The organism is Zoogloea sp. JDB1 (assembly GCF_056724025.1).
In genome coordinates this window covers 3,913,774-3,935,722 of the sequence record NZ_CM161496.1, presented here as the reverse complement: position 1 = coordinate 3,935,722, position 21,949 = coordinate 3,913,774, and the positions used below count along the sequence as shown (strand labels likewise).

The following is a 21,949-nucleotide window of genomic DNA, read 5'->3' as shown; positions in this document are numbered from 1 at the left end:
GAGGCACGGGCGATGAATTTTTTCCTGGAAACCCTGTTTGGCGGCCTGCTCGCCGGCACCATGTATTCGCTGGTGGCGATCGGCTTCGTGCTGATCTACAAGGCCAGCGGTGTCTTCAATTTCGCGCAGGGCGCCATGCTGCTGTTCGCCGCACTGACCTGCGTCAGCCTGCAGGAGGCCGGCCTGCCGTTTGCCGCCGCCGTGGCGGCCACCGTGGTAGTGATGGGTCTGCTGGCCCTTGCTATCGAGTGGGCGGTGCTGCGTCCGCTGGTGGCACGCTCGCAGATCACCCTGTTCATGGCCACGCTGGGTCTCAGTTTCATCATTGAAGGGTTCTCCCAAGGTCTGATGGGCGCCGAGGTGCGCGCCCTCGATCTGGGCATCGATGATGTGCCGGTGTTCGTGGGCGACGTGATGCTCAGCCAGTTCGACCTCTTCGCGGCGGCGACCGCCGCGGTGCTGGTCCTCGTGCTGGCATTGCTCTTCAACAAGACGCGGGTTGGCGTGTCGCTGCGCGCAGTGGCCGACGATACCCGTGCGGCCCTGTCGATCGGCATCAACCTCAACCGCATCTGGCAGATCGTGTGGGCCGTGGCCGGCGTGGTCGGGTTGGTCGCCGGCCTGCTGTGGGGCGCCCGCCAGGGCGTGCAGTTCTCCCTCTCGCTGGTGGTCCTGAAGGCACTGCCGGTGCTGATCATCGGTGGCTTCACGTCAATCGGCGGGGCCATCGTCGGCGGGCTCATCGTCGGCGCCGCCGAAAACCTTGCCGAGGTCTATGTCGGCCCCCTCGTGGGCGGCGGCATCACGTCGTGGTTCGCCTACTTCCTTGCCCTGGCTTTCCTGTATGTGCGTCCCGCCGGCCTGTTCGGCGAGCGGGCCATTGAACGAGTCTGAGAACATGTCGAACCTCTCCCATCAGCTTCCCGTGCCCTTCGAGCATGCGCCGCTGGCGCTGGTCCCGCGCGCCTTCCCGTGGGGAGCGGCTGTGCTCCTCGTCGTGGCGTTCGTCGGCCTGCCATGGCTGGCTGGCGACTACTGGCTCAACGCCATCCTGATCCCCTTCCTGGTGCTGTCCCTGGCCGGGCTGGGCCTCAACCTGCTGACCGGCTACGCCGGCCAGACCTCGGTCGGCTCGGCAGGCTTCATGGCCGTCGGGGCCTTCGCGACCTATGCCTTTCTCCTGCGCGTGCCGGTACTTCCGCTGCCGGTGGCCCTGCTGGCAGGGGGAGCCGTTGCGGCGGCGGTGGGCTTCGTGTTCGGTATTCCGAGCAACCGCATCAAGGGTTTCTACCTGATGGCGACGACGCTGGCGGCGCAGTTCTTCCTGGAGTGGGTATTCACCAAGTTCCCGTGGTTTTATAACCAGGCCTCGTCCGGCACCATCGCGGCGCCGCGCCTGGAGCTGTTCGGCCACGACATCTCCGGCCCGGTCGGGCGCTACCTGCTGACCTTGTCGGCGGTGACGTTGCTGACGTGGATCGCCTGCAATCTGGCGGGCAGCCGCGTGGGCCGCAACTGGATGGCGATCCGCGACATGGACACCGCCGCGGCGGTGATCGGCATCGACGTGGACCGTCACAAGCGCCTGGCCTTCGCCGTGAGTTCCTTCTACCTGGGCATCGCCGGCGCGCTGTGGGCCTTCGCCTACCTGGGCACGGCCAGCGCGAGCAGTTTCGACATCAACCGGTCGTTCCAGATCCTGTTCATCATCATCATCGGCGGCATGGGCAGCGTCGCCGGCAACTTCATCGGCGCGGCCTTCATCAGCCTGCTGCCGATCCTCCTGAGCCAGGCCGGGCAGGCCTTGCTGGGCGGCAACGTCGATCCCGGCCAGATCCAGAATCTTCAGAAGATCATCTTCGGCGCCCTGATCATCGCCTTCCTGGTCAAGGAGCCGGAAGGGCTGATACGCCTGCTGGCCGGCCTGCGCGAACGTCTGGCGGTGTGGCCGCTGCGCTTCTGAGCGCGATCCGCTTCCGAACTTCTTCCAAACCCGATAGAGAGCACTCGATCATGACCATTTCCCTCCGGCGTGTGGCCGCTGTGGCCGCATTCGCCGTGGCCTTCTGCGGCCACGCCGACGCCGCGCCCAACGAGCAGTTCTTCCCCCTCGCCACCTATCGTGTCGGCGCCTACGCCTCCAGCGGCATTCCGGTCTGGGCCGGGATGATCGACTACCTGCGCTACATCAACGAGGTGGAGGGCGGTATCAACGGCGTCAAGCTGGTCTGGCAGGAATGCGAGACCGAATGGACGGCCGAAAAGGGCATCGAGTGCTACGAGCGTTTCAAAAAGGGCCTGAACGGCGCACCAGTGGCGATCTACCACCCCAACGGCGCACCTGCCGCCTACGCGCTGTCAGACAAGGCCGCCGCCGACCGGATTCCCCTCATCACTCTCGGCTACGGCCGTACCGAGGCCACCGACGGTGCGGTGTTTCCGCATAACTTTCCGGTGATGCTGACCTTTTACAGCGAGGCCTCGGCGGTCATCAACTACATCGCCCAGCGCGAGGGCGGCTTCGCCAGGCTGAAGGGCAAGAGGATCGCCACGGTCTATCACGACTCCGCCTACGGTCGTGAAACCCAGGGGCCGCTCAAGCTGCTGGCCGAGAAGTACGGCTTCGAGAACATCCAGATCCCGGTGGCCGATCCGGGCAACGAGCAATCCGCCCAGTGGCGCCAGGTGCGCCAGGCCAAGCCGGACTGGGTCTTCCTGCGCACCTGGGGCGTGTTGACGCCGGTGGCGATCAAGACGGCGGCACGCTTCGGTTTTCCGGCGGACCGCATCATCGGCGACATCTGGGCCAGCTCCAACGAGGACGTGCTGCCGGCGGGCGATGCCGGCAAGGGTTACCTGGCGCTGACGCCTTACCCCGGCGGCGCGGACTTCGACATCCACAAACGCATCAAGACCCACATCCTCGACAAGGGCAGGAGCGACCTGAAGGACCCGAAGAGCTTCGGCAGCGTGTACTACAACTCCGGCCTCGTGAACGCGGCCATTGCCGTGGAGGCGATCCGCGCCGGCCAGAAGAAATTCGGCAATCGGCCACTCACCGGCGACGAGGGCCGCTGGGGCCTCGAACACCTCAATCTCGATGACGCGCGCCTGAAGGAGATCGGCTTCCTGGGCCTGATGCAGCGCCTGCAGCTGTCGTGCTCCGACCACGAGGGCGGCGGCTCGGTACGCGTCCAGCAGTGGGACGGCAAGAGCTGGAAGCTCATCACCGACTGGGTGTCGTCCGACCGCAAGACCCTGCGCCCGCTGATCGACGCCAAGTCGGCGGCGTATGCCAGGGAGAAGGGCCTCACGCCGCGCAATTGCGCCCGCGAGTCCTGATCCGGCCGTCCATCCCCACACAACCGATCCATTTCCTGCAACAGAGAAACGACGATGTCCAACATCCTGAAACGCACCCTCATCGCTGCCACGCTGGCGGCCTCCGTCCTCGGCGCCAATGCTGCCAGCGCCGCTGCGAACGAACAGTTCATCCCGCTGCCCACCTACCGGGTCGGGCCCTATGCATCGAGCGGCATTCCCTGGTGGGCGGGGGTGATCGACTACCTGCGCTATGTGAACGAAGTCGAAGGCGGTGTCGATGGCGTCAAGCTGGTCTGGAAGGAGTGCGAGACCGAATGGAGCACCGACCGCATCGTCGAGTGCTACGAGCGCTACAAGAAGGGCGACAACGGCGCGCCCACGGCTTTCTTCTTCACCCACAGCACGCCGGCCTCATATGCCCTGATGGACAAGGGCGTGGCGGACAAGATCCCCCTGGTAGACCCCGCTGGCGGGCGCACCGAATCCACCGACGGCGGCGTCTTCCCGTACGCCTTCCCGCTGCTGCTCAACTATTACAGCCAGGCCTCCGTGGGTATCAACTACATTGCGCAGAAGGAGGGCGGTTTCGACAAGCTGAAGGGCAAGAAGATCGTCACCGTCTTCCACGATTCCGCCTACGGCCGCGAAACCCAGGCGCCGATGGCCCTGCTCGCCAAGAAATACGGCTTCGAGAACATCCAGATCCCGGTCGCCGATCCGGGCAATGAGCAATCCGCCCAATGGCGCCAGGTCCGCCAGATCAAGCCGGATTGGGTCTTCCTGCGGACCTGGGGTGTGTCGACGCCGGTGGGCATCAAGACGGCGGCGCGCTTCGGCATTCCGGTGGACCGTCTCATCGGCGACGTGTGGGCCGGGTCCGAGGCCGACGTACTGCCGGCCGGGCCGGCGGCCAAGGGCTACCAGGCCATCGCGCCCTTCCCCGGCGGAGCGGACTTTGAGATCCACAAGCGTCTGAAGAAATCCATCCTCGACGCCGGCAAGAGCGACCTGAAGGATCCCAAGTTCTTCGGCAGCGTGTACTACAACATCGGCCTCATCAACGCTGCGATGGCCGTCGAGGCGCTGCGTGCAGGTCACAAGAAATTCGGCAACCGTCCGCTCAACGGCGAGGAAGGGCGCTGGGCCTTCGAGCACCTCGACGTGACCGACGCGCGCCTGAAGGAGATTGGTTTCGTCGGCCTGCTGCAGAAACTCAAGCTGTCGTGCAACGAGCACGAGGGCGGCGGCGCCGCGCGCGTCCAGCAGTGGGATGGCAAAAAGTGGGTGCTGGTGACCGACTGGGTGCAGGCCGACCGCAAGACGCTGCGCACGCTGATCGACGCCAAGGCGGCTGCCTACGCGAAGGAGAAGAACATCAAGCCGCGCGACTGCAGCAAGGAGTCCTGAGTCCACCCCGGGGCCCGCAGGGCCTCGCTTTTCACCCCAGCGTGGAGCCTTTCCATGAGTCAACCAGTCCCCAGCGCTCCGCCCGAGGCCTTGCTGGAGGTCGCTGACATCGAGGTCGTGTACGACGGCGCCATCCTCGCCGTGGCCGACGTGTCGCTGACCGTCGGCCACGGTGCGGTGGTCGCCCTGCTCGGCGCCAACGGGGCCGGCAAAAGCACGACCTTGAAGGCCGTCTCCGGCCTCGTCCAGGCCGACCGCGCCCGCGTCAGCCGCGGCCAGATCCGCTTCCTGGGGCGGCCGGTGGCCGGCGTCGCGCCCCATCTGCTGGCCCGCGAGGGCATTGTCCATGTGCTCGAAGGGCGACATGTCTTTCCGCAACTCAGCGTCGAGGAAAACCTGCGGAGCGGCGGATTCCTGCGCGGGTTGCGGCGGCGCGAGATGGAGGCCGCGCTGGAGCGTATCTACGCCTGGTTCCCGCGCCTCAAGGCCAAGCGCCGCACCGCTGCCGGGCTCAGCTCCGGCGGCGAGCAGCAGATGCTGGCGGTGGGACGTGCGCTGATGACGCAGCCGCGCCTCGTACTGCTCGACGAGCCGTCGATGGGCCTTGCGCCGATGGTCGTCGAAGAGATCTTCGAGATCGTCAGCCAGCTGAACACCCGCGAAGGTATCGGTTTCCTGATCGCCGAGCAGAACATCAACGTCGCCCTGCGCCACGCCCATTACGGCTACGTCCTGGAAAACGGACGGGTGGCCGATGAGGGGCCCGCCGCGGTACTTGCCGCGCGGGAGGACATCCACAACCACTATCTGGGCGGTTAGCCAGCTTGCTGCTGGGGCAGCGCCCGAGCAGCAAGCACGCTGCCCCCTCAGCACGGCCGCGTCGCATATGCCCGGAAAAACGCGGCGGCAGGAGGTTCCCGCGGGTGGCATGTTTTCTGCGGAATATCGGCATCCCGCGGCACATCGGTGCCTTCCGCCCGGCCCCTGGCCCTTCCCGATCACCCACTTGGATATCATCAAATGAGCAAGACCATCCGCTTCAACGCCTTTGAAATGAATTGCGTCGGCCACCAGTCGCCGGGGTTGTGGACGCATCCCCGCGACCGCTCGTGGCAGTACAAGGACCTGGAGTACTGGACCGACCTGGCCAAGATTCTTGAGCGCGGCTTCTTCGATGCGGTGTTCATCGCCGACGTGGTGGGTTACTACGACGTGTACAAGGGTGACAACTACCATGCCCTCCACCAGGGGGTGCAGATCCCGGTCAGCGATCCGCTGCAACTGGCGGCGCCGATCGCGATGGTCACCGAGCACCTGGGCATCGGCATCACCGCGTCCACGTCCTTCGAACATCCCTACACCTTCGCCCGCCGTCTGGCCACCGCGGACCATCACACCAAGGGGCGGGTCGGCTGGAACATCGTCACGTCCTACCTGGAAAGCGGCGCGCGCAACGTGGGGGAGGGCGGTCTGCGGCGCCACGACAATCGCTACGAGGTGGCCGCGGAGTATGTCGAGGTGCTCTACAAGCTGCTCGAAGGCAGCTGGGAGGACGGGGCGGTGCTGCGTGACAAGGCCAGCCGCGTCTTCATCGACCCGGACAAGGTCCATGAGATCGGCCACAAAGGGCGCTATTTCGACGTGCCCGGCTACCACCTGTGCGAGCCGTCACCCCAGCGTACTCCGGTGCTCTTCCAGGCCGGTGCATCGGGGGCCGGCAAGGCCTTTGCGGCGAACCACGCTGAGTGCGTGTTCGTGTCCACCCCGGCGCGGTCCACGCTGCAGCAGTACGTGGCGGACATCCGTCACCAGGCCGCCGCGGCCGGCCGCGACCCGTCCAAGGTGCTGGTCTATGCACTGGTGACGGTGATCGTCGACGAGACCGACGAGAAGGCCTGGGCCAAGTTCGAGGAATACAAACAGCACGTGTCCTACGATGGGGCGCTGGTGCTGCTGTCGGGCTGGAGCGGCATCGACTTCGGGAAGTACGCGCCGCAGGACCCGGTGCGCGCAGTGGAGACCAACGCCATCGTGTCGGTGGTCGAGCACCTGGCCAAGGGTGACAAGGAATGGACCATCGACGAACTGGCCCGCTGGGCCGGCATCGGCGGCCTGGGGCCGGTCTTCGTCGGTTCGCCGGCCACCGTAGCGGACACCCTCCAGCAATGGGTCGAGGAGACCGACGTGGATGGTTTCAACCTGGCCTATGCGTTGTCCCACGAGACCTTCGAGGACGTCGTCGAATATCTTGTGCCGGAACTGCAGCGCCGCGGCGTCTACCCCACGGCGTACAAGCCGGGCACCTTGCGCGAGAAGCTGTTCGGCGCAGGCCCCACCCTTCCCGACAATCACCCGGCGGCCGGCTATCGGGACATCGAGGCCGTGAAAGCCGCGAGCCGCGAAGCGGCGTGAGCGTGCCCCCGAGGTGATCGCCGTCCCGGCGCAGGGACTCGCGAGTACCTCCGGGATGGTCACGACCCCCTCCGGGATAGTCGCGACCCCCTCCGGGATAGTCGCGAGTACCCCGGCGGTACTCGCGCCCCCCGCCGAGGGCGTCCGTCCTGTATCGGAAGTCCTCGATCGGGTGCGGAGGATAGGGTGGGTCTGTCTCCGGGGTACTCGCGAGGAGCGCCCGGACAGGCGGTCCCTGTCCCGGTGGGCCTCGCGAGCAGCTCCCGGATAGGGTGGGAGTATCGGCGGGATAGGGGCGGTCTGTCCCGGAGGGACTCGCGAGAGATTCGCGGACAGGGCGGGACATTCGCCGGGCTCCTAGCGAGGGGCTTTCGGAGGGTCGGGACATCCGCCGGGCTCCTCGTGAGGAGCGTCCGGATAGTCGGGACGGTTCCGGAAGCGGTCTGGCCGGGCGGATGGAGTGGGCGGAGTGGCCCGGCCAGGGGCCGGGGTTCAATCCCAGGCTAGCGCACCGCCCGTCTGATACTCCGTGACGCGGGTCTCGAAGAAGTTCTTCTCCTTGCGCAGGTTGGCTTGCTCATCGAGCCACGGCAGCACGCTTTCGGCGCCGGGGAAGGGTTCGGCGAGGCCGACCTGGCGGGCGCGGCGGTTGGCCATGAAGCGGAACTGGGCGGTGTGCAGGTCCGCGTTGTAGCCAAGGATGGGCTCCCGCAGGATGTAGTCGGCGTAGGCGCGCTCGGCGGCTTCGGCTTCGTCCCACAGGGTGCGCAGGGCTGCCGGGTCGAGGGTGAGCTGTTCTTCCTTGAGCAGTTCGCGCACCACGCGGATGCCGAAGGCGCAGTGCAGCACCTCGTCGCGCATGATGTACTGGAGCTGTTCGGCGGCGCCCTTCATGAGGCCGCGGCGCTGCAGTGCGAAGATCGGCGAGAAGCCGTTGTAGAACCAGCAGCCTTCGAAGATCGCCGCGAAGAAGAAGTAGGACAGTGCGAACTCGTGCAGGTTGTCCCGCTCGGCGAGGTCGAAGTCCGGGCGCATCACCCGTTCCAGGCGCCGGTTGGCGAGGGCGATCTTGCCGTGGATGGCCGGCACGACCCGGTAGCGGTTGTAGATCTCCTGCTGGTCGAGGCCGATGGATTCGATGCAGTGCTGGTAGGTCCAGGTGTGCAGGGCTTCCTCGTACACCTGGCGGGCCTGGTAGATCTGCAGCTCGGGGGCGCTCATCTTCTCCATCACCGCCAGGCCGATGTTGCGCATGGCGAGGATGTCGGAGGTGGTGAGGTAGGCCAGTACGTTCTCGAAGACGTGGCGCTCGGCGGACGTGAGCTTGTGGTGGTAGTCGTGCACGTCCTGGGCCATGGAGATTTCCAGCGGCGTCCAGTGGTTGCGGTTGGCCTTGAGGAAGAACTCCCAGGCCCACGGATACTTGAAGGGCGCGAGCTGGTTGATGTCGGTGTGGCCGCCGACGATGCGCTTGTCGGCGGCATTCACCGGTGCCAGCGCGGCGGACTGCGGCGCGCCAGCCGGGCGCATGGGGGCGTCCCAGTCGTTGAAGGGGGCGTTCATTGGCAGGACTCGCATTCCGGGTTGTCGATGGCGCAGAAGCGCGGGGTGTCTTCGCTGGCGGGCGCGGTGTGCTCCCGTTCGCCGGCTTTTTCCATCTGGCTGGCGCCCAGCGTGCGCAGGTAATAGGTGGTCTTGAGGCCGCGCAGCCAGGCGAGCTTGTAGGTCTCGTCCAGCTTGCGGCCCGACGGGGTGGCGAGGTAAAGGTTGAGAGACTGGGCCTGGTCGATCCACTTCTGGCGGCGGGCCGCCGCTTCGATCAGCCACGTGGGGTCGATCTCGAAGGCGGTGGCGTAGCGGGCCTTGAGTTCGTCCGGCACCCGGTCTATACGGGCCAGCGAGCCGTCGAAGTACTTGAGGTCGGCGACCATCACTTCGTCCCACAGGTCGAGGGCCTTGAGGTCGCGCACCAGCGCTTCGTTGACGACGGTGAATTCGCCGGACAGGTTGGATTTGACGTAGAGGTTCTGGTAGGTCGGCTCGATGCTGGCCGACACGCCGACGATGTTGGAGATGGTGGCGGTCGGGGCGATGGCGACGCAGTTGGAGTTGCGCATGCCGTGGCGGGCGATGCGCTCGCGCAGGGCGGTCCAGTCCAGGCGGCTGTCCCGGTTCACTTCCAGGTGGCCGGCACGGGCTTCGGCGAGCAGGTCGAGGCTGTCCAGCGGCAGGATGCCCTTGTCCCACAGGCTGCCGTCGAAGCTGGCGTAGCGGCCCCGTTCGCGGGCCAGTTCGGTGGAGGCCCAGTAGGCCTGGTAGCACACGGCCTCCATGCTGCGGTCGGCGAACTCCACCGCTTCGGCGGAGGCGTAAGGCAGGCCGAGGGCGTACAGACAGTCGGCAAAGCCCATGATGCCGAGCCCCACCGGCCGGTGCTGCAGGTTGGCGCGGCGGGCCTTGGGGGTGGCGTAGAAGTTGATGTCCACCACGTTGTCGAGCATGCGCAGCGCGGTGCCGATGGTGCGGGCCAGCTTGTCGGTGTCGAGCTGGCCGTTCTTCAGGTGGGCGGGCAGATTGACGGAGCCGAGGTTGCACACCGCGGTTTCGCTGTCGGACGTGTTGAGGGTGATCTCGGTGCACAGGTTGGAGCTGTGTACGACGCCCACGTGTTGTTGCGGCGAGCGCAGGTTGCAGGCGTCCTTGAAGGTGATCCACGGGTGGCCGGTCTCGAACAGCATGGTGAGCATCTTGCGCCACAGCTGGACGGCCGGCAGGCGCTTGAAGAGGCGCAGCTCGCCGGCGTCGGCACGGGCCTCGTAGGCGACGTAGGCGGCTTCGAAGTCCTTGCCGTAGCGCTCGTGCAGGTCGGGCACGTCAGACGGGGAGAACAGGGTCCACTCGGCGTTGTCCATGACGCGCTGCATGAACAGGTCGGGGACCCAGTTGGCGGTGTTCATGTCGTGGGTGCGCCGCCGCTCGTCGCCGGTGTTCTTGCGCAGGTCGAGGAACTCCTCGATGTCCAGGTGCCAGGTCTCCAGGTAGGCGCACACCGCGCCCTTGCGCTTGCCGCCCTGGTTTACGGCGACGGCGGTGTCGTTGACCACCTTGAGGAAGGGAATGACGCCCTGGCTGTGGCCGTTGGTGCCTTTGATGCGGCTGCCGAGGGCGCGCACAGGAGTCCAGTCGTTGCCGAGGCCGCCGGCGTATTTCTGCAGCAGCGCGTTCTCCTTGACGGCCTGGTAGATGCCCTCCAGATCGTCCGAGACCGTGGTGAGGTAGCAGGAGGACAGCTGGGAGTGGCGCGTGCCGCTGTTGAACAGGGTCGGCGTCGAGCACATGAAGTCGAAGCTCGAGATCAGCCCGTAGAACTCGATGGCACGGGCCTCCCGGTCGATCTCATTGAGGGCGAGGCCCATCGCGACGCGCATGAAGAAGATTTGCGGCAGCTCGATGCGGCGGCCGTCCTCGTGCAGGAAATAGCGGTCGTAGAGGGTCTGCAGGCCCAGGTAGCCGAACTGCAGGTCGCGTTCTGGGCGCAGGGCGGCGGTGAGGCGGGCCAGGTCGAAGTCGGCCAGGCGCGGGTCGAGCAGCCCGGCGGCGATCCCGCGGCCGACGAATTCCGGCAGCTGCTCGGCGTACAGCCCGGCCAACGCATCCAGTTGCACGCCGTGGCCCAGCACCTCCCGCGCCAGGCTGACCAGCAGCAGGCGCGCGGTGGCCTGGTTGTAGCCGGGTTCGCGCTCGATCAGCCCGCGGGCGGAGAGGATCAGGGCCTGGTCCACGTCGGCGAGGGGCACCCCGTCGTAGAGGTTGCGGAGGGCGTGATCGAGGATGGTCTGGGGGCTGACGCCATCGCCCAGGCCGGCGCAGGCTGCCCGGCAGTTGGCCAGCAGGCGGGCGGTGTCGAGGGGGATGCGGCGCTCGCCGTCCAGCACGTGGAGGACAGTCGCGGTGGCGGCGTCGACCGGCACGGAGGCCCGTTCCGCCGACCGGCGCTCCCGGTACAGCACATAGGCGCGGGCCACGTCGTGCTCGCCGGAGCGCATCAGGGCCAGTTCGACCTGATCCTGGATGTCCTCGATGGACACCGTGCCGCCGTCCGGCAGGCGGCGGGTGAGGGCGCGCAGCACGGTGTCGGTGAGGCGGCCGACGATCTCGCGGACGCGGGACGAGGCGGCGCTGGCGTTGCCTTCCACGGCGAGGAAGGCCTTGGTCATGGCCACGGCGATCTTGTCGGCGTTGAAGGCGACGACGGCCCCGTTGCGGCGGATGACCTGCAGCGCGGCGACGGCGGATTCATGGCTGCCGGCGTGGCTCGGCGGGGATTTCAGGATGGCGGTCTGCAAAGCGGGTTCTCCGTGTCCGGGGGGCGGAGAGCCGAGGGCGCTGCCTTTGCACGATGGCGGGAATCCGGCAGGGCGGCCCACTACGCAACGGCGGCAAGACTCCTCGTTTCAGGGACACCCCGCCCCAAAAGCGCAAAAAGGATTGGGCCATGGCAGGTCTCCTGACTCTCGGGTCCGCGTGTCGTGCCGGCCTTCCCGGAGCGCATCCAGTGGCTGTGGGGGCACGAAACTCGCCGATTACAGTTGCGGGGGCAGTGCCGGCATTGAGACCGTGGTCTCGCACCGGCTTCCCTTTTCATCCCCTTGCGGGGAACCAATGACGGGGCGGAGTGTAGGCGGCGGCTGGTGGGGATGTCAATGCGTTGATCGGCTATTTAGTGATTGAGGTGATTTATGGATCAACCAATAGTAGGTCTTGGTTCTGGGGGTATCGCTGGGTGAGCGCACCTGATCCTCCATGGGGATGCAGGCGTTACGGCCGATGGATGTGCGGGGGGACACCTGCTTGCTGTTCGTGGCGCTGACTCCGGTGCTTGCATCCACGTAAGGATCACTTTATGTTCAAACGACTGTACGAGGACGGAGTATCAGAAGTGGCTGCACCGAAAGCTGTCGAAACCCCCAATGCGGACACCCGCGAACGAATTCTCGATGCGGCCGAGCGCCTCTTCATGGCGAACGGCTACGAAGGGACGTCGATGCGCCAGATCACCAGCGGGGCAGGCGTCAACCTGGCAGCGGTGAATTACCACTTCGGCTCCAAGGAGTCCCTGATGCAGGAGGTCTTCCGCCGGCGGCTCGACTGGCTCAACGATGAGCGCATGCGCATCCTCGACGCGCTGGAGCGGGAATCGGCGGGCAAGCCGTTGAAGCCGTCGCAGATCGTGGATGGTTTTTTCGGGACGCTGCTGCGCCTGGCCGACAACGAGGCCCGCGGCGGCATGACTTTCCTGCGCCTGCTCGGGCGAACCCTCACCGAGCCCACCGAGTTCATCCATACCTTTCTCGCCCGCGAATACCGGACCGTCGTCGAGCGCTACAAGGAAGCGCTGTTCAAGGCGCTGCCGGATGTGCCCAAGGCCGAGATCGTCTGGCGCTTCCACTTCATGCTCGGCGCCACCTCGTTCGCGATCGCCGGCATCGACGCGTTGCGCGTCGTGACGGACTGGCAGATCGAGGACGAGGCTGAGATGGACCGCTTCGACAGGCTGCTGCCGCGCCTGATGTCCTTCCTGCTCGGTGGCCTGCGGGCGCCGTTGCCGCAGTTTGGGGGCGTTGCGGATTGACTGAGCCTGGGTCCCGGCGTGATGTTTTGTGCAGCTGGGACCTGCAGCGGAGCGGGCGAACGCCTTTGAGAAGGGCGGCCCACCATCCTTTCCCTGACACCCTTGTCTGTGCAGGCACACAAAAAAGACTTGCCGGCTCGAAGTAGCATCCTTATTATTAAACGAACGTTTGAACTACAGTTGGCTGGAAAAGCCTTGAGGTCGCAAGGCTGTTTTTTTGCCATGAAATTAAAACGAACGTTTGCGCAATTTGGTTTCGATGTTCTTGCTTATTACAAAAGTACAGAAGGAGACGACTCGATGCGAAACATGGTGCAGCCCCGCCTGATCCCCTGCCTCCTGACAGGGCTGGCATTTTCCGGTGCAGCAACGGCCGCCGGCTTCCAGCTCATGGAGCAGAACGGCTCGGGCCTTGGGACGGCCTATGCCGGCCAAGCCGCAGTTGCGGAGGATGCCAGCACGATCTATTTCAATCCGGCCGGAATGACGCTGCTGTCGGGCACCCACAACTTCAGCGCGGTGACGACGGTGATCAACCGCAGCACGCGTTTCACGAATGAGGGAACCACGCCGATGCCGGTCATCAATCCACTGACCGGTGCCCCCACCGGCGCCTTCCATGCAGTCGGCGATTCGGGCGGCAACGGCGGCGGTGCGCACCTGGTGCCGGCGATCTACTACGCCTATGCCTTGTCGCCCGACTGGCGGCTGGGCCTCGGGATAGGGCCGACCTTCGCCGACGAGACGGAATACGACAGCACCTTCGCCGGACGTTTCTCCGGTCAGAAGACCCGCATTCGCCACATCAACGTCAATCCCTCCGTCGCCTACCGGGTCAATGAGCAACTGTCCCTCGGCTTCGGCGTCGATTACGTCGACAGCAAGATCGAATTCACGCAGGCGACACCCTATGTCGGTGCACCGGTCGGGCGGCTGAAAGGGGACGGTCGGGCCTGGGGCTACAACGCCGGCCTGATGTACCAGTTCGATCCGGCAACCCGGCTGGGCGTGAGCTACCGCTCCAAGGTCAAGGTCGACCTCGACGGCACGCAGACCGTCACCGGCCTGATCGATCGGTCGATCACCGCCTCCATCGAAACGCCGGACACCTTGTCCGTCGCGCTGCACCACAAACTTGACGAGCGCTGGACCCTGCTGGGCGATTACACCTGGACCGGCTGGAGCAGTCTGCAGGCCCTTGCGCCCAAGGTGGCTGCCAGCGGCGCATCGGCCACGGCACCGCTCCGCTATAACTTCAAGGACACTTGGCGAGTTGGCGTCGGCGCCACCTGGCAGTACAACCAGGACTGGAAGCTGCGTGCCGGCACCGCGTACGACAAGAATCCAATTCCGGACGACGCAAGCCGCACGATGACCGTACCCGACGCAGACCGCATCTGGTTGGCCTTCGGTGCCAAGTGGACTGTTGCGCCCAAGACCAGCCTCGACTTCGGCTACGCCCACCTGTTTCTCAAGGACACCCACACGGCGCGGGCGGTCACGAACACCGCCGAGACGGTGACGCTGCAGACCGTGCGCGGCAAATTTGAAAACAGTGTCGATCTGCTTTCCATCCAGCTGAACTACGGCTTCTGATCCACGATGACGATTTATATTACCCTTAATGCATAATTCTGATCACCAAAGGAGACAGCCCTTGAACAAGTTGATCGTAAGAAAGGCGGCGGTTCTCGGCGCCGGCGTGATGGGTGCGCAGATCGCCGCCTACCTCGCCAATGCCGATGTGCCCGTCGTGCTGTTCGACCTCCCTTCCAAGGACGGCGACAAAAGCGCGGTCGTAAGGAAAGCCCTCGACGGCCTCAAGAAGCTCGACCCGGCGCCGCTGGCGAGCAAGGACACGCTGCGCTACATCGACGCCGCCAACTACGAGGAGCACCTACCGCTGCTCGCCGACTGCGACCTGGTCATCGAGGCCATCGCCGAGCGCATGGACTGGAAACACGACCTCTACGCGAAGATCAGTCCCTTCCTGGCCTTGGACGCGGTGATTGCGTCGAACACCTCCGGCTTGTCGATGAATGTGCTGGAACAAGGCCTGCCGGAAGCGCTGCGTTCCCGCTTCTGCGGCGTGCACTTCTTCAACCCGCCGCGCTACATGCATCTGGTGGAGCTCATCGCCACGCAGCACACCGATGCCGCGCTGCTTGATGCGCTGGAAACCTGGCTCACGTCCCGCCTCGGCAAAGGTGTGATCCGCGCGCTGGACACACCGAACTTCATCGCCAACCGCATCGGCGTCTTCTCCATCCTGGCGGTGATGCACCACACCCAGGCTTTCGGCCTCGGCTTCGACGAGGTGGATGCGCTGACCGGCCCCAAGATCGGCCGGCCGAAGAGTGCCACCTACCGGACCGCCGACGTGGTCGGTCTGGACACGCTGGCCCACGTCATCAAGACGATGCAGGACACGTTGCCCGACGATCCCTGGCATGCGCACTTCACGACGCCGCCCTGGCTGACGCGGCTGATCGAGCAGGGCGCGCTGGGACAGAAGACCCGCTGCGGCATTTTCCGCAAGCAGGGCAAGGAGATCCAGGTGCTTGACTTGGCCGAGCAGGGCTATCGGCTGTCGTCCGGTGAGATCGCCGAGGAGGTCGCCGTGATCCTCAAGCTCCGGAACCCCGCCGAGAAATTCGCCGTGCTGCGGGCGTCGCCGCATCCGCATGCACAATTCCTGTGGGCGATCTTCCGCGACATCTTCCATTACGCCGCCGTGCAGCTTGAAAACGTCGCCGACAATGCTCGCGACCTCGACCTGGCCATGCGCTGGGGCTTCGGCTGGGCGCAAGGGCCGTTCGAAACCTGGCAGGCTGCTGGCTGGGCGGCCACCGCCGAGGCCGTGGCAGCCGAAATCGCCGCCGGCAAGGCTATGAGCAACGCGCCACTGCCGGCCTGGGCGCTGGAAGCCGGCCGCAGTGGCGTGCATACGCCGGAGGGTTCCTGGTCGGCCCGCCGGAATGCCTACGTGCCACGTTCCGACCTGCCGGTCTATCGGCGTCAGCTCTTCCCCGAGCGCGTGCTCGGCGAAAGCGCGGCGTCGCCGGAGCAGTCCGGCGAGACCCTGTACGAGAACGACGGCGTGCGCCTGTGGCGCCTACCGGCGGTCGATGCCGGCATCGGCATCGTGTCGATCAAGCCGAAGATGCACACCATCGGCAACGAGGTGCTGGATGGCATTATCGCTGCGGTGCGCCAGGCGGAACGCACCCTCGACGGTCTTGTCGTCTGGCACGAGGCGCCGTTTGCCGTTGGTGCCAACCTGCAGCAGGTGGCGGAAGCCATCGGCGCCGGTCGCTTCGACGTGCTCGAAGCGACCGTCGAGAAATTCCAGCGCGCCTCGCAGGCGTTGAAATACGCCCAGGTCCCAGTCGTTGCCGCGGTGCAGGGCATGGCGCTCGGCGGTGGCTGCGAGTTCGTGATGCATGCGGGCAAGCGCGTGCTGGCGCTGGAAAGCTATGTGGGTCTGGTGGAGGCTGGCGTCGGCCTGATCCCGGCAGGCGGCGGCTGCAAGGAGTTCGCGCTGCGCGCCGCCGACCTGGCCGCCCAGTCGGTGACGCCGACGGAGGTATTTAACTTTCTGCAGCCGGTGTTCCAGACTATCGCGATGGCGAAGGTAGCGAAGAGCGCGCAGGAAGCCATCGATTACGGCTTCGCCCGGCCGTCGGACACGATCCTGTTCAACCCCCACGAACTGCTGTGGGTGGCCATCCGCGAGGCCCGCGCGCTGGCCGATGCCGGCCATGCGCCACCGCCGCTAGCGCGCGGCATCCCGGTCGCCGGCAAGAACGGCATCGCCACCTTCGAGATGATGCTGGTGAACATGAAGGAGGGCGGCATGATCTCCGCCCACGACTATAAGGTCGCCAAGGCCGCCGCCACCGCCTTGTGCGGCGGCGAGGTGGAAACCGGCAGCCTAGTGGACGAGGAATGGCTGCTCACCGTCGAGCGTCGCCTGTTCGTCGAGCTGCTGAAGGATCCCCTCACGCAGGCCCGTATCCAGCACATGCTGGAAACCGGCAAGCCGCTGCGCAACTGATCGGGCCAAGGAGACAAAACCATGAGCAAACAGATTCAAGACGCCTACATCGTCGCCGCAACCCGTCTGCCGGTGGCCAAGCGCAACGGCGCGTTCCGCAATGTCCGTCCGGACGACATGCTGGCCGCGGTCCTCAAATCCGTCGTGGCCCAGGTGCCGGGCGTCGATCCGGCACTGATCGGCGATGTCATCGTCGGCTGCGCGATGCCGGAGGCGGAGCAGGGCATGAACGTCGCCCGCATCGGCCTGCTGCTGGCCGGGCTGCCGACCAGTGTGCCGGGGCTGACGATCAACCGCTTCTGCTCGTCCGGCGTGCAGGCGGTGGCCGACGCGGCCAACCAGATCCGCCTCGGCCTCGCCGACGTGATGATTGCCGCCGGCACCGAGTCGATGAGCGTGATGCCGCAGATGATGGGCAACAAGATGTCGATGAACCCGGCGATCTTCGCCCATGAGGAGAACCTGGGCATCGCCTACGGTATGGGCCTCACCGCCGAGAAGGTCGCCCAGCAATGGAAGGTCGGCCGCGAGGCACAGGACCAGTTCGCACTGGCCTCCAATCAGAAAGCCTGCGCGGCGATCCTGGCCGGCCATTTCAACGCCGAGACGAGGCCTTACAGCTTCACAGAACACGTTCCCGATCTGAGCAGCGGCCAGATCCGCGCCCGCCAGCGTACCGTCGAGGTGGACGAAGGGCCGCGCCAGGATGCCTCGCTGGAGAGGCTTGGCAAATTGAAGCCGGTGTTCAACGTGTGTGGCTCGGTTACCGCTGGCAATTCGTCGCAGATGTCGGATGGCGCCGGGGCAGTGATGCTGGTGTCGGAGAAGATCCTGCGGGAACACAATCTGACGCCACTGGCCCGCTTCGCCGGCTATGCCGTTGCCGGCGTGGCGCCGGACATCATGGGCATCGGTCCGGTGGCGGCGATTCCGAAGGCGCTGGCCCAGGCCGGTATCCGCCAGGACGAGCTGGACTGGATCGAGCTGAACGAAGCTTTCGCCGCCCAGTCGCTGGCGGTGATGCAGGAGCTTGGCCTCGATCCGGCCAAGGTCAACCCGCTCGGCGGCGCCATCGCCCTCGGCCATCCCCTCGGGGCCACCGGTGCGATCCGTACCGCCACGGTGGTGCACGGCCTGCGGCGTACAGGTGGCCGCTACGGCATGGTGACAATGTGCATCGGCACCGGTATGGGCGCCGCCGGCATCTTCGAGCGCGTCTGAGGGGATACGCTCCACCACACTTGGCAGGGCTTTCCTCCGTTCCATCCACATTGACGATCGACCACAAGAAGAACAGAGCATGAAGCCCAGCTGGCTCGCCAAACTTCCGCCCGCGTGGCGTGCCCGTATGGTGCGCCTGGGCTTCAATCTGCACCCGGCCTTCCGCGGCACGGGCGGACGGGTCGTACATGTGGCGCGGGACCTGCGCCATATCCGCATCGCGCTGCCTCTGTCGTGGAAGACCCGCAACATCGTCGGTTCGCTGTACGGAGGCTCGCTGTTCGCCATCACCGATGGGGCGCACCCGATGATGCTGATGGTGGCGCTGGGCGAGGGCTACATTGTGTGGGACAAGGCGGCGAGCATCCGTTACCGCAAGCCGGGCTACACGACGCTGTACGCCGACTTCGTGCTGAGCCCGGAAGATCTGGCCGACATCCGAGCCGCGCTGGCACAGCAGCCGGAGCTGGAGAGGACTTTCCAGGTCGAGTTGAAGGACGCCCACGGCGTCGTGCATACGGTGGTCGAGCGCACCGTCTATATCGCCGAGAAAAATTTCTACCGGAAGAAATCCGCTGGAGGAGAGCAATGAGTCAATTTCATCGTTTCGCCGGGGCGGCCTTGCTGGCGGCCTTGTTGGCCTCGCCCGGGCTGCACGCTGCGGAAGTGGCCGGCGTCAAGATCGACGAGCGGGCCCGCGTCGGCAACAGCGAGCTGGTGCTGAACGGTGCTGGCCTGCGCAGCAAGCTGTTCATCAAGCTCTATGTCGGTGCGCTGTATGTGCCGCAGAAGAGCGGCACGGCCGCTGCACTGATCGACGCCACCACGCCGCGCCGCATGAGCCTGCGCCTGCTGCGCGACATCAGCGCCGATACGCTGCATTCGGCGCTGGAGGAAGGGTTGGCCCACAACAATACGCCCGCCGAGCTGGAGGCCGTGAAGCCTCAGTCCGAACAGTTCGGCAGCCTGATGCGCAGCCTCGGCAAGGTGCACGAGGGCGACAGCGTGGCCCTCGATTTCAGTGGCGATGGCGTGGCCTTGAGCGTCAACGGCGAATCCCGTGGCAAGGTTGCCGGCGGCGCGTTCGCCAAGGCCTTGCTGAAGGTCTGGCTCGGCGACAAGCCGGCGGATGCCGGGCTCAAGAAAGCGCTGCTCGGCAACTGACCGGCCAGCCGAGGAGACAGACATGGACAGAATCTGGCTGCAAAGCTATCCGGCGGGTATCCCGGCGGACATCGATATCGAACACATTCCGTCGCTGGTGGCCTTGCTGGGGCAGGCGTGCAAGACCTACGCGGACAAAGTCGCCTACATCAGCATGGGCAAGGAGATGACTTACCGCCAGCTCGACGAGGCTTCCCGCGCCTTCGCCGGCTGGCTGCAGTCGCGGGGACTGCAGAAGGGCGACCGCGTCGCGCTGATGATGCCGAACCTGCTGCAATACCCGGTGGCCCTGTTCGGCACCCTGCGGGCCGGCTGCGTGGTGGTCAATTGCAATCCGCTGTACACCCCGCGGGAACTGGAGCATCAGCTCAAGGACTCCGGTGCGGCGGCCATCGTCATCGTTGAGAATTTCGCCCACACGCTGGAGCAGGTACTGCCCCGAACGACTGCGCTGCGCCACGTCATCGTGACGCCGATGGGCGAGATGCTGGGCACGTTGAAGGGAGCACTGGTCAATCTGGTCGTCCGCCGCGTCAAGAAGATGGTGCCGGCCTGGTCCATCCCGACGGCGATCGACTTCAGCACTGCCCTCGCTGTGGGGCAGCGCCAGCGCTTCAAGCCGGTGCCGCTCGGCCAGCAGGATCTGGCCTTCCTGCAATACACCGGCGGCACGACGGGCATCTCGAAGGGGGCGATGCTGACCCACGCCAACATCGCATCGAACGTCACTCAGGCCTACAACTGGATCCGCCCGGCGGTGCGCGAAGGGCAGGAGATCATCGTCACCGCCTTGCCGCTGTACCATGTCTTTGCGCTGACGGCGAACTGCCTGACTTTCCTGATGATCGGCGCAACGAACCTGCTGATCGCCAACCCCCGAGACATTCCGGGCTTCGTGAAGGAGTGGTCGAAGTACCCGGTGACGGTGTTCACCGGCGTCAATACGCTGTTCAACGCGCTGCTCAACAACCCCGACTTCGTGAAGCTCGACTTCTCCACGATGCGCGTCACCCTCGGCGGCGGCATGGCGGTGCAGGCGCCGGTGGCCGAGCGCTGGCGTCAGACCACCGGCACGCCGCTACTGCAGGCCTACGGGCTGACCGAGACCTCGCCGGCGGCGACCATCAACCCCCTCGACATGGACGCCTTCAATGGGGCGATCGGCCTGCCGATCTCGTCCACCGAGATCTCGATCCGCGATGAAGCGGGGAGCGAGGTGCCCATTACCCAGATCGGGGAGATCTGCATTCGCGGCCCGCAGGTGATGAAAGGCTACTGGCAGCGCCCGGAAGAAACCGCCAACGCCTTTCATCCGGATGGTTTCCTGCGCACCGGAGACATGGGCTATGTGGACAAGCAGGGCTTCGTCTTCCTGGTGGACCGCAAGAAGGACATGATCTTGGTGTCGGGCTTCAACGTGTACCCCAACGAGGTCGAAGAGGCGGTGGCGATGCATCCTGGCGTTGGTGACGTGGCGGCAATCGGTGTCGCCGATGAGCATTCCGGCGAGGCGGTGAAGATATTCGTTGTCCGCAAGGACCCGGCATTGACCGAAAAAGCGCTGATCGAGCACTGCCGCACCGTGCTGACCGGCTACAAAGTACCCAAACATGTGGAGTTTCGCGATGACCTGCCGCGCACCAACGTCGGCAAGATCCTGCGTCGCGCATTGAAGGAGGCTGCCTGAATGTCGATTCCCGCTTCGTTGAACAAGAATCTCGCGCTGCCGGTGATCTGCGCGCCGATGTTCATCGTATCCAACCCCGATCTGGTCATCGCCCAGTGCCTCAGCGGCGTCATCGGTTCCTTTCCGGCGCTGAACGCGCGCCCGCAGGAACTGCTCGACGACTGGCTGACGCGCATCCGCGCCACGCTGGAGGAGAGCCCGGCGGCCGCGCCCTTCGCGGTGAACCAGATCATCCATCCGTCGAACACGCGGCTGGAGCACGACATGGCCCTGTGCGTGAAGCACGAGGTGCCACTGATCATCACCAGCCTGTCGGCACCGACCCTTATCGTGCCGCAGGTGCATGCCTACGGCGGCCTGGTCTTTCATGACGTGATCAGCGTGCGCCACGCGGAAAAGGCGCTGGAGGCCGGTGTGGACGGCTTGATCCTGGTCTGCGCCGGTGCGGGCGGTCACGCCGGCATCCTGAGTCCCTTCGCGCTGGTCGGCGAGATCCGCAAGTTCTACGACGGCCCGATCGCGCTGTCCGGCGCCATCACCAATGGTGCCAGCATCCTCGCCGCGCAGGCCTTGGGGGCCGACTTCGCCTACATCGGCTCGCGCTTCATCGCGACGGAGGAGGCCAACGCCGCCGACGCCTACAAACAGGCACTGCTCGAGTCCACGGCCCAGGATGTGGTCTACACGCCGTACTTCACCGGTGTGCACGGCAACTATCTCAAGAAGAGCATCCTCGCCGCTGGACTCAACCCGGAAGATCTGCCGGTCCGCGACAAGAGCGCCATGAGCTTCGGCAAGGACAACGACGCCAAGGCCTGGCGCGACATCTGGGGCGCAGGGCAGGGCGTCGGCACCATCGACGACGTGCTGCCGGCAGCGGATGTCATCGCCCGGATGAAGCACGAGTACCTGACTGCCAGGGCTGACCTGTTGGGCAAGTCCTTCTGACCCGTCGCCCGATTTGCTGAGCCGGTCCGGAGCGGGTCGGCGTGGCGGTCGGGATTGAGCAAGCCCCACGCATTTCATGTCTTGTTCCTGGCCGCCG

Annotated in this window: 16 protein-coding genes and 1 riboswitch; of the genes, 14 read left to right on the top strand and 2 right to left on the bottom strand. The window is 65.6% G+C overall.

Annotation, left to right across the window (positions count from 1 at the left end; translation table 11 throughout):
• The first annotated feature begins 12 nt into the window (after nt 1-12).
• The 6 genes from AC1PPK_RS17795 (at nt 13) to AC1PPK_RS17770 (ending at nt 7,143) form a co-directional block, all read left to right on the top strand.
• Complete coding sequence (locus tag AC1PPK_RS17795; RefSeq protein WP_481114346.1) at nt 13-894, top strand: branched-chain amino acid ABC transporter permease; 882 nt, start codon at nt 13-15, stop codon at nt 892-894.
• 4 nt (nt 895-898) lie between these two features.
• Nucleotides 899-1,963 (top strand): branched-chain amino acid ABC transporter permease, encoded by a 1,065-nt coding sequence (locus AC1PPK_RS17790; RefSeq protein ID WP_481114345.1) that lies wholly within the window; start codon nt 899-901, stop codon nt 1,961-1,963.
• A 50-nt stretch (nt 1,964-2,013) separates the two neighbouring features.
• Nucleotides 2,014-3,342 (top strand): ABC transporter substrate-binding protein, encoded by a 1,329-nt coding sequence (locus tag AC1PPK_RS17785; protein WP_481114344.1) that lies wholly within the window; start codon nt 2,014-2,016, stop codon nt 3,340-3,342.
• Nucleotides 3,343-3,396: 54 nt separating this feature from the next.
• Nucleotides 3,397-4,731: an ABC transporter substrate-binding protein gene (locus AC1PPK_RS17780; RefSeq protein ID WP_481114343.1), complete on the top strand. Its 1,335-nt coding sequence runs from the start codon at nt 3,397-3,399 to the stop codon at nt 4,729-4,731.
• Nucleotides 4,732-4,785: 54 nt separating this feature from the next.
• A complete protein-coding gene (locus tag AC1PPK_RS17775) occupies nt 4,786-5,550 on the top strand; it encodes an ABC transporter ATP-binding protein (RefSeq protein ID WP_481114342.1) in 765 nt (254 codons plus the stop codon).
• A gap of 201 nt (nt 5,551-5,751) precedes the next feature.
• On the top strand, nt 5,752-7,143 hold the full coding sequence (locus AC1PPK_RS17770; RefSeq protein ID WP_481114341.1) for an LLM class flavin-dependent oxidoreductase: 1,392 nt from the start codon (nt 5,752-5,754) through the stop codon (nt 7,141-7,143).
• Nucleotides 7,144-7,635: 492 nt separating this feature from the next.
• On the opposite strand, the gene AC1PPK_RS17765 is transcribed toward AC1PPK_RS17770, so the two are convergent.
• Nucleotides 7,636-8,706, bottom strand: a complete 1,071-nt coding sequence (locus tag AC1PPK_RS17765; RefSeq protein WP_481114340.1) for a ribonucleotide-diphosphate reductase subunit beta — start codon at nt 8,704-8,706, stop codon at nt 7,636-7,638.
• A complete protein-coding gene (locus AC1PPK_RS17760) occupies nt 8,703-11,489 on the bottom strand; it encodes a ribonucleoside-diphosphate reductase subunit alpha (protein ID WP_481114339.1) in 2,787 nt (928 codons plus the stop codon). Before AC1PPK_RS17760 ends, AC1PPK_RS17765 begins: the two co-directional genes overlap by 4 nt.
• A 134-nt stretch (nt 11,490-11,623) precedes the next feature.
• Nucleotides 11,624-11,823: riboswitch (cobalamin riboswitch) on the bottom strand.
• Nucleotides 11,824-12,046: 223 nt separating this feature from the next.
• On the opposite strand from AC1PPK_RS17760, the gene AC1PPK_RS17755 reads away from it, so the two are divergent.
• The 8 genes from AC1PPK_RS17755 to AC1PPK_RS17720 all read left to right on the top strand — a co-directional run bounded on the left by AC1PPK_RS17755 (nt 12,047) and on the right by AC1PPK_RS17720 (nt 21,852).
• On the top strand, nt 12,047-12,775 hold the full coding sequence (locus tag AC1PPK_RS17755) for a TetR/AcrR family transcriptional regulator (protein ID WP_481114338.1): 729 nt from the start codon (nt 12,047-12,049) through the stop codon (nt 12,773-12,775).
• Nucleotides 12,776-13,075: 300 nt separating this feature from the next.
• A complete protein-coding gene (locus tag AC1PPK_RS17750) occupies nt 13,076-14,371 on the top strand; it encodes an OmpP1/FadL family transporter (RefSeq protein WP_481114337.1) in 1,296 nt (431 codons plus the stop codon).
• A gap of 61 nt (nt 14,372-14,432) precedes the next feature.
• Nucleotides 14,433-16,832, top strand: a complete 2,400-nt coding sequence (locus AC1PPK_RS17745; protein ID WP_481114336.1) for a 3-hydroxyacyl-CoA dehydrogenase/enoyl-CoA hydratase family protein — start codon at nt 14,433-14,435, stop codon at nt 16,830-16,832.
• Between the two features lie 21 nt (nt 16,833-16,853).
• On the top strand, nt 16,854-18,053 hold the full coding sequence (locus AC1PPK_RS17740; RefSeq protein ID WP_481114335.1) for an acetyl-CoA C-acyltransferase: 1,200 nt from the start codon (nt 16,854-16,856) through the stop codon (nt 18,051-18,053).
• A gap of 79 nt (nt 18,054-18,132) precedes the next feature.
• Nucleotides 18,133-18,645 carry a DUF4442 domain-containing protein gene (locus AC1PPK_RS17735; protein WP_481114334.1) on the top strand — a complete coding sequence of 171 codons (513 nt, stop codon included), beginning with the start codon at nt 18,133-18,135 and terminating at the stop codon, nt 18,643-18,645.
• Nucleotides 18,642-19,217, top strand: coding sequence for a chalcone isomerase family protein (locus AC1PPK_RS17730; RefSeq protein WP_481114333.1), 576 nt, complete (start codon nt 18,642-18,644; stop codon nt 19,215-19,217). The genes AC1PPK_RS17735 and AC1PPK_RS17730 overlap by 4 nt, the downstream gene beginning before the upstream one ends.
• Nucleotides 19,218-19,239: 22 nt before the next feature.
• Nucleotides 19,240-20,904: a long-chain-fatty-acid--CoA ligase gene (locus AC1PPK_RS17725; RefSeq protein WP_481114332.1), complete on the top strand. Its 1,665-nt coding sequence runs from the start codon at nt 19,240-19,242 to the stop codon at nt 20,902-20,904.
• The gene (locus AC1PPK_RS17720) at nt 20,905-21,852 is read left to right on the top strand and encodes an NAD(P)H-dependent flavin oxidoreductase (RefSeq protein WP_481114331.1); all 948 of its coding nucleotides are present in this window, start codon (nt 20,905-20,907) and stop codon (nt 21,850-21,852) included.
• Nucleotides 21,853-21,949 lie beyond the last annotated feature (97 nt).

Excerpts from the sequence above, each read along its gene's own strand:
- AC1PPK_RS17795 (WP_481114346.1), top strand. The coding sequence starts at position 13 with ATGAATTTTTTCCTGGAAACCCTGTTTGGCGGCCTGCTCGCCGGCACC.
- AC1PPK_RS17790 (WP_481114345.1), top strand. The coding sequence starts at position 899 with ATGTCGAACCTCTCCCATCAGCTTCCCGTGCCCTTCGAGCATGCGCCG.
- AC1PPK_RS17785 (WP_481114344.1), top strand. The coding sequence starts at position 2,014 with ATGACCATTTCCCTCCGGCGTGTGGCCGCTGTGGCCGCATTCGCCGTG.
- AC1PPK_RS17780 (WP_481114343.1), top strand. The coding sequence starts at position 3,397 with ATGTCCAACATCCTGAAACGCACCCTCATCGCTGCCACGCTGGCGGCC.
- AC1PPK_RS17775 (WP_481114342.1), top strand. The coding sequence starts at position 4,786 with ATGAGTCAACCAGTCCCCAGCGCTCCGCCCGAGGCCTTGCTGGAGGTC.
- AC1PPK_RS17770 (WP_481114341.1), top strand. The coding sequence starts at position 5,752 with ATGAGCAAGACCATCCGCTTCAACGCCTTTGAAATGAATTGCGTCGGC.
- AC1PPK_RS17765 (WP_481114340.1), bottom strand. The coding sequence starts at position 8,706 with ATGAACGCCCCCTTCAACGACTGGGACGCCCCCATGCGCCCGGCTGGC.
- AC1PPK_RS17755 (WP_481114338.1), top strand. The coding sequence starts at position 12,047 with ATGTTCAAACGACTGTACGAGGACGGAGTATCAGAAGTGGCTGCACCG.
- AC1PPK_RS17750 (WP_481114337.1), top strand. The coding sequence starts at position 13,076 with ATGCGAAACATGGTGCAGCCCCGCCTGATCCCCTGCCTCCTGACAGGG.
- AC1PPK_RS17740 (WP_481114335.1), top strand. The coding sequence starts at position 16,854 with ATGAGCAAACAGATTCAAGACGCCTACATCGTCGCCGCAACCCGTCTG.
- AC1PPK_RS17735 (WP_481114334.1), top strand. The coding sequence starts at position 18,133 with ATGAAGCCCAGCTGGCTCGCCAAACTTCCGCCCGCGTGGCGTGCCCGT.
- AC1PPK_RS17730 (WP_481114333.1), top strand. The coding sequence starts at position 18,642 with ATGAGTCAATTTCATCGTTTCGCCGGGGCGGCCTTGCTGGCGGCCTTG.
- AC1PPK_RS17725 (WP_481114332.1), top strand. The coding sequence starts at position 19,240 with ATGGACAGAATCTGGCTGCAAAGCTATCCGGCGGGTATCCCGGCGGAC.
- AC1PPK_RS17720 (WP_481114331.1), top strand. The coding sequence starts at position 20,905 with ATGTCGATTCCCGCTTCGTTGAACAAGAATCTCGCGCTGCCGGTGATC.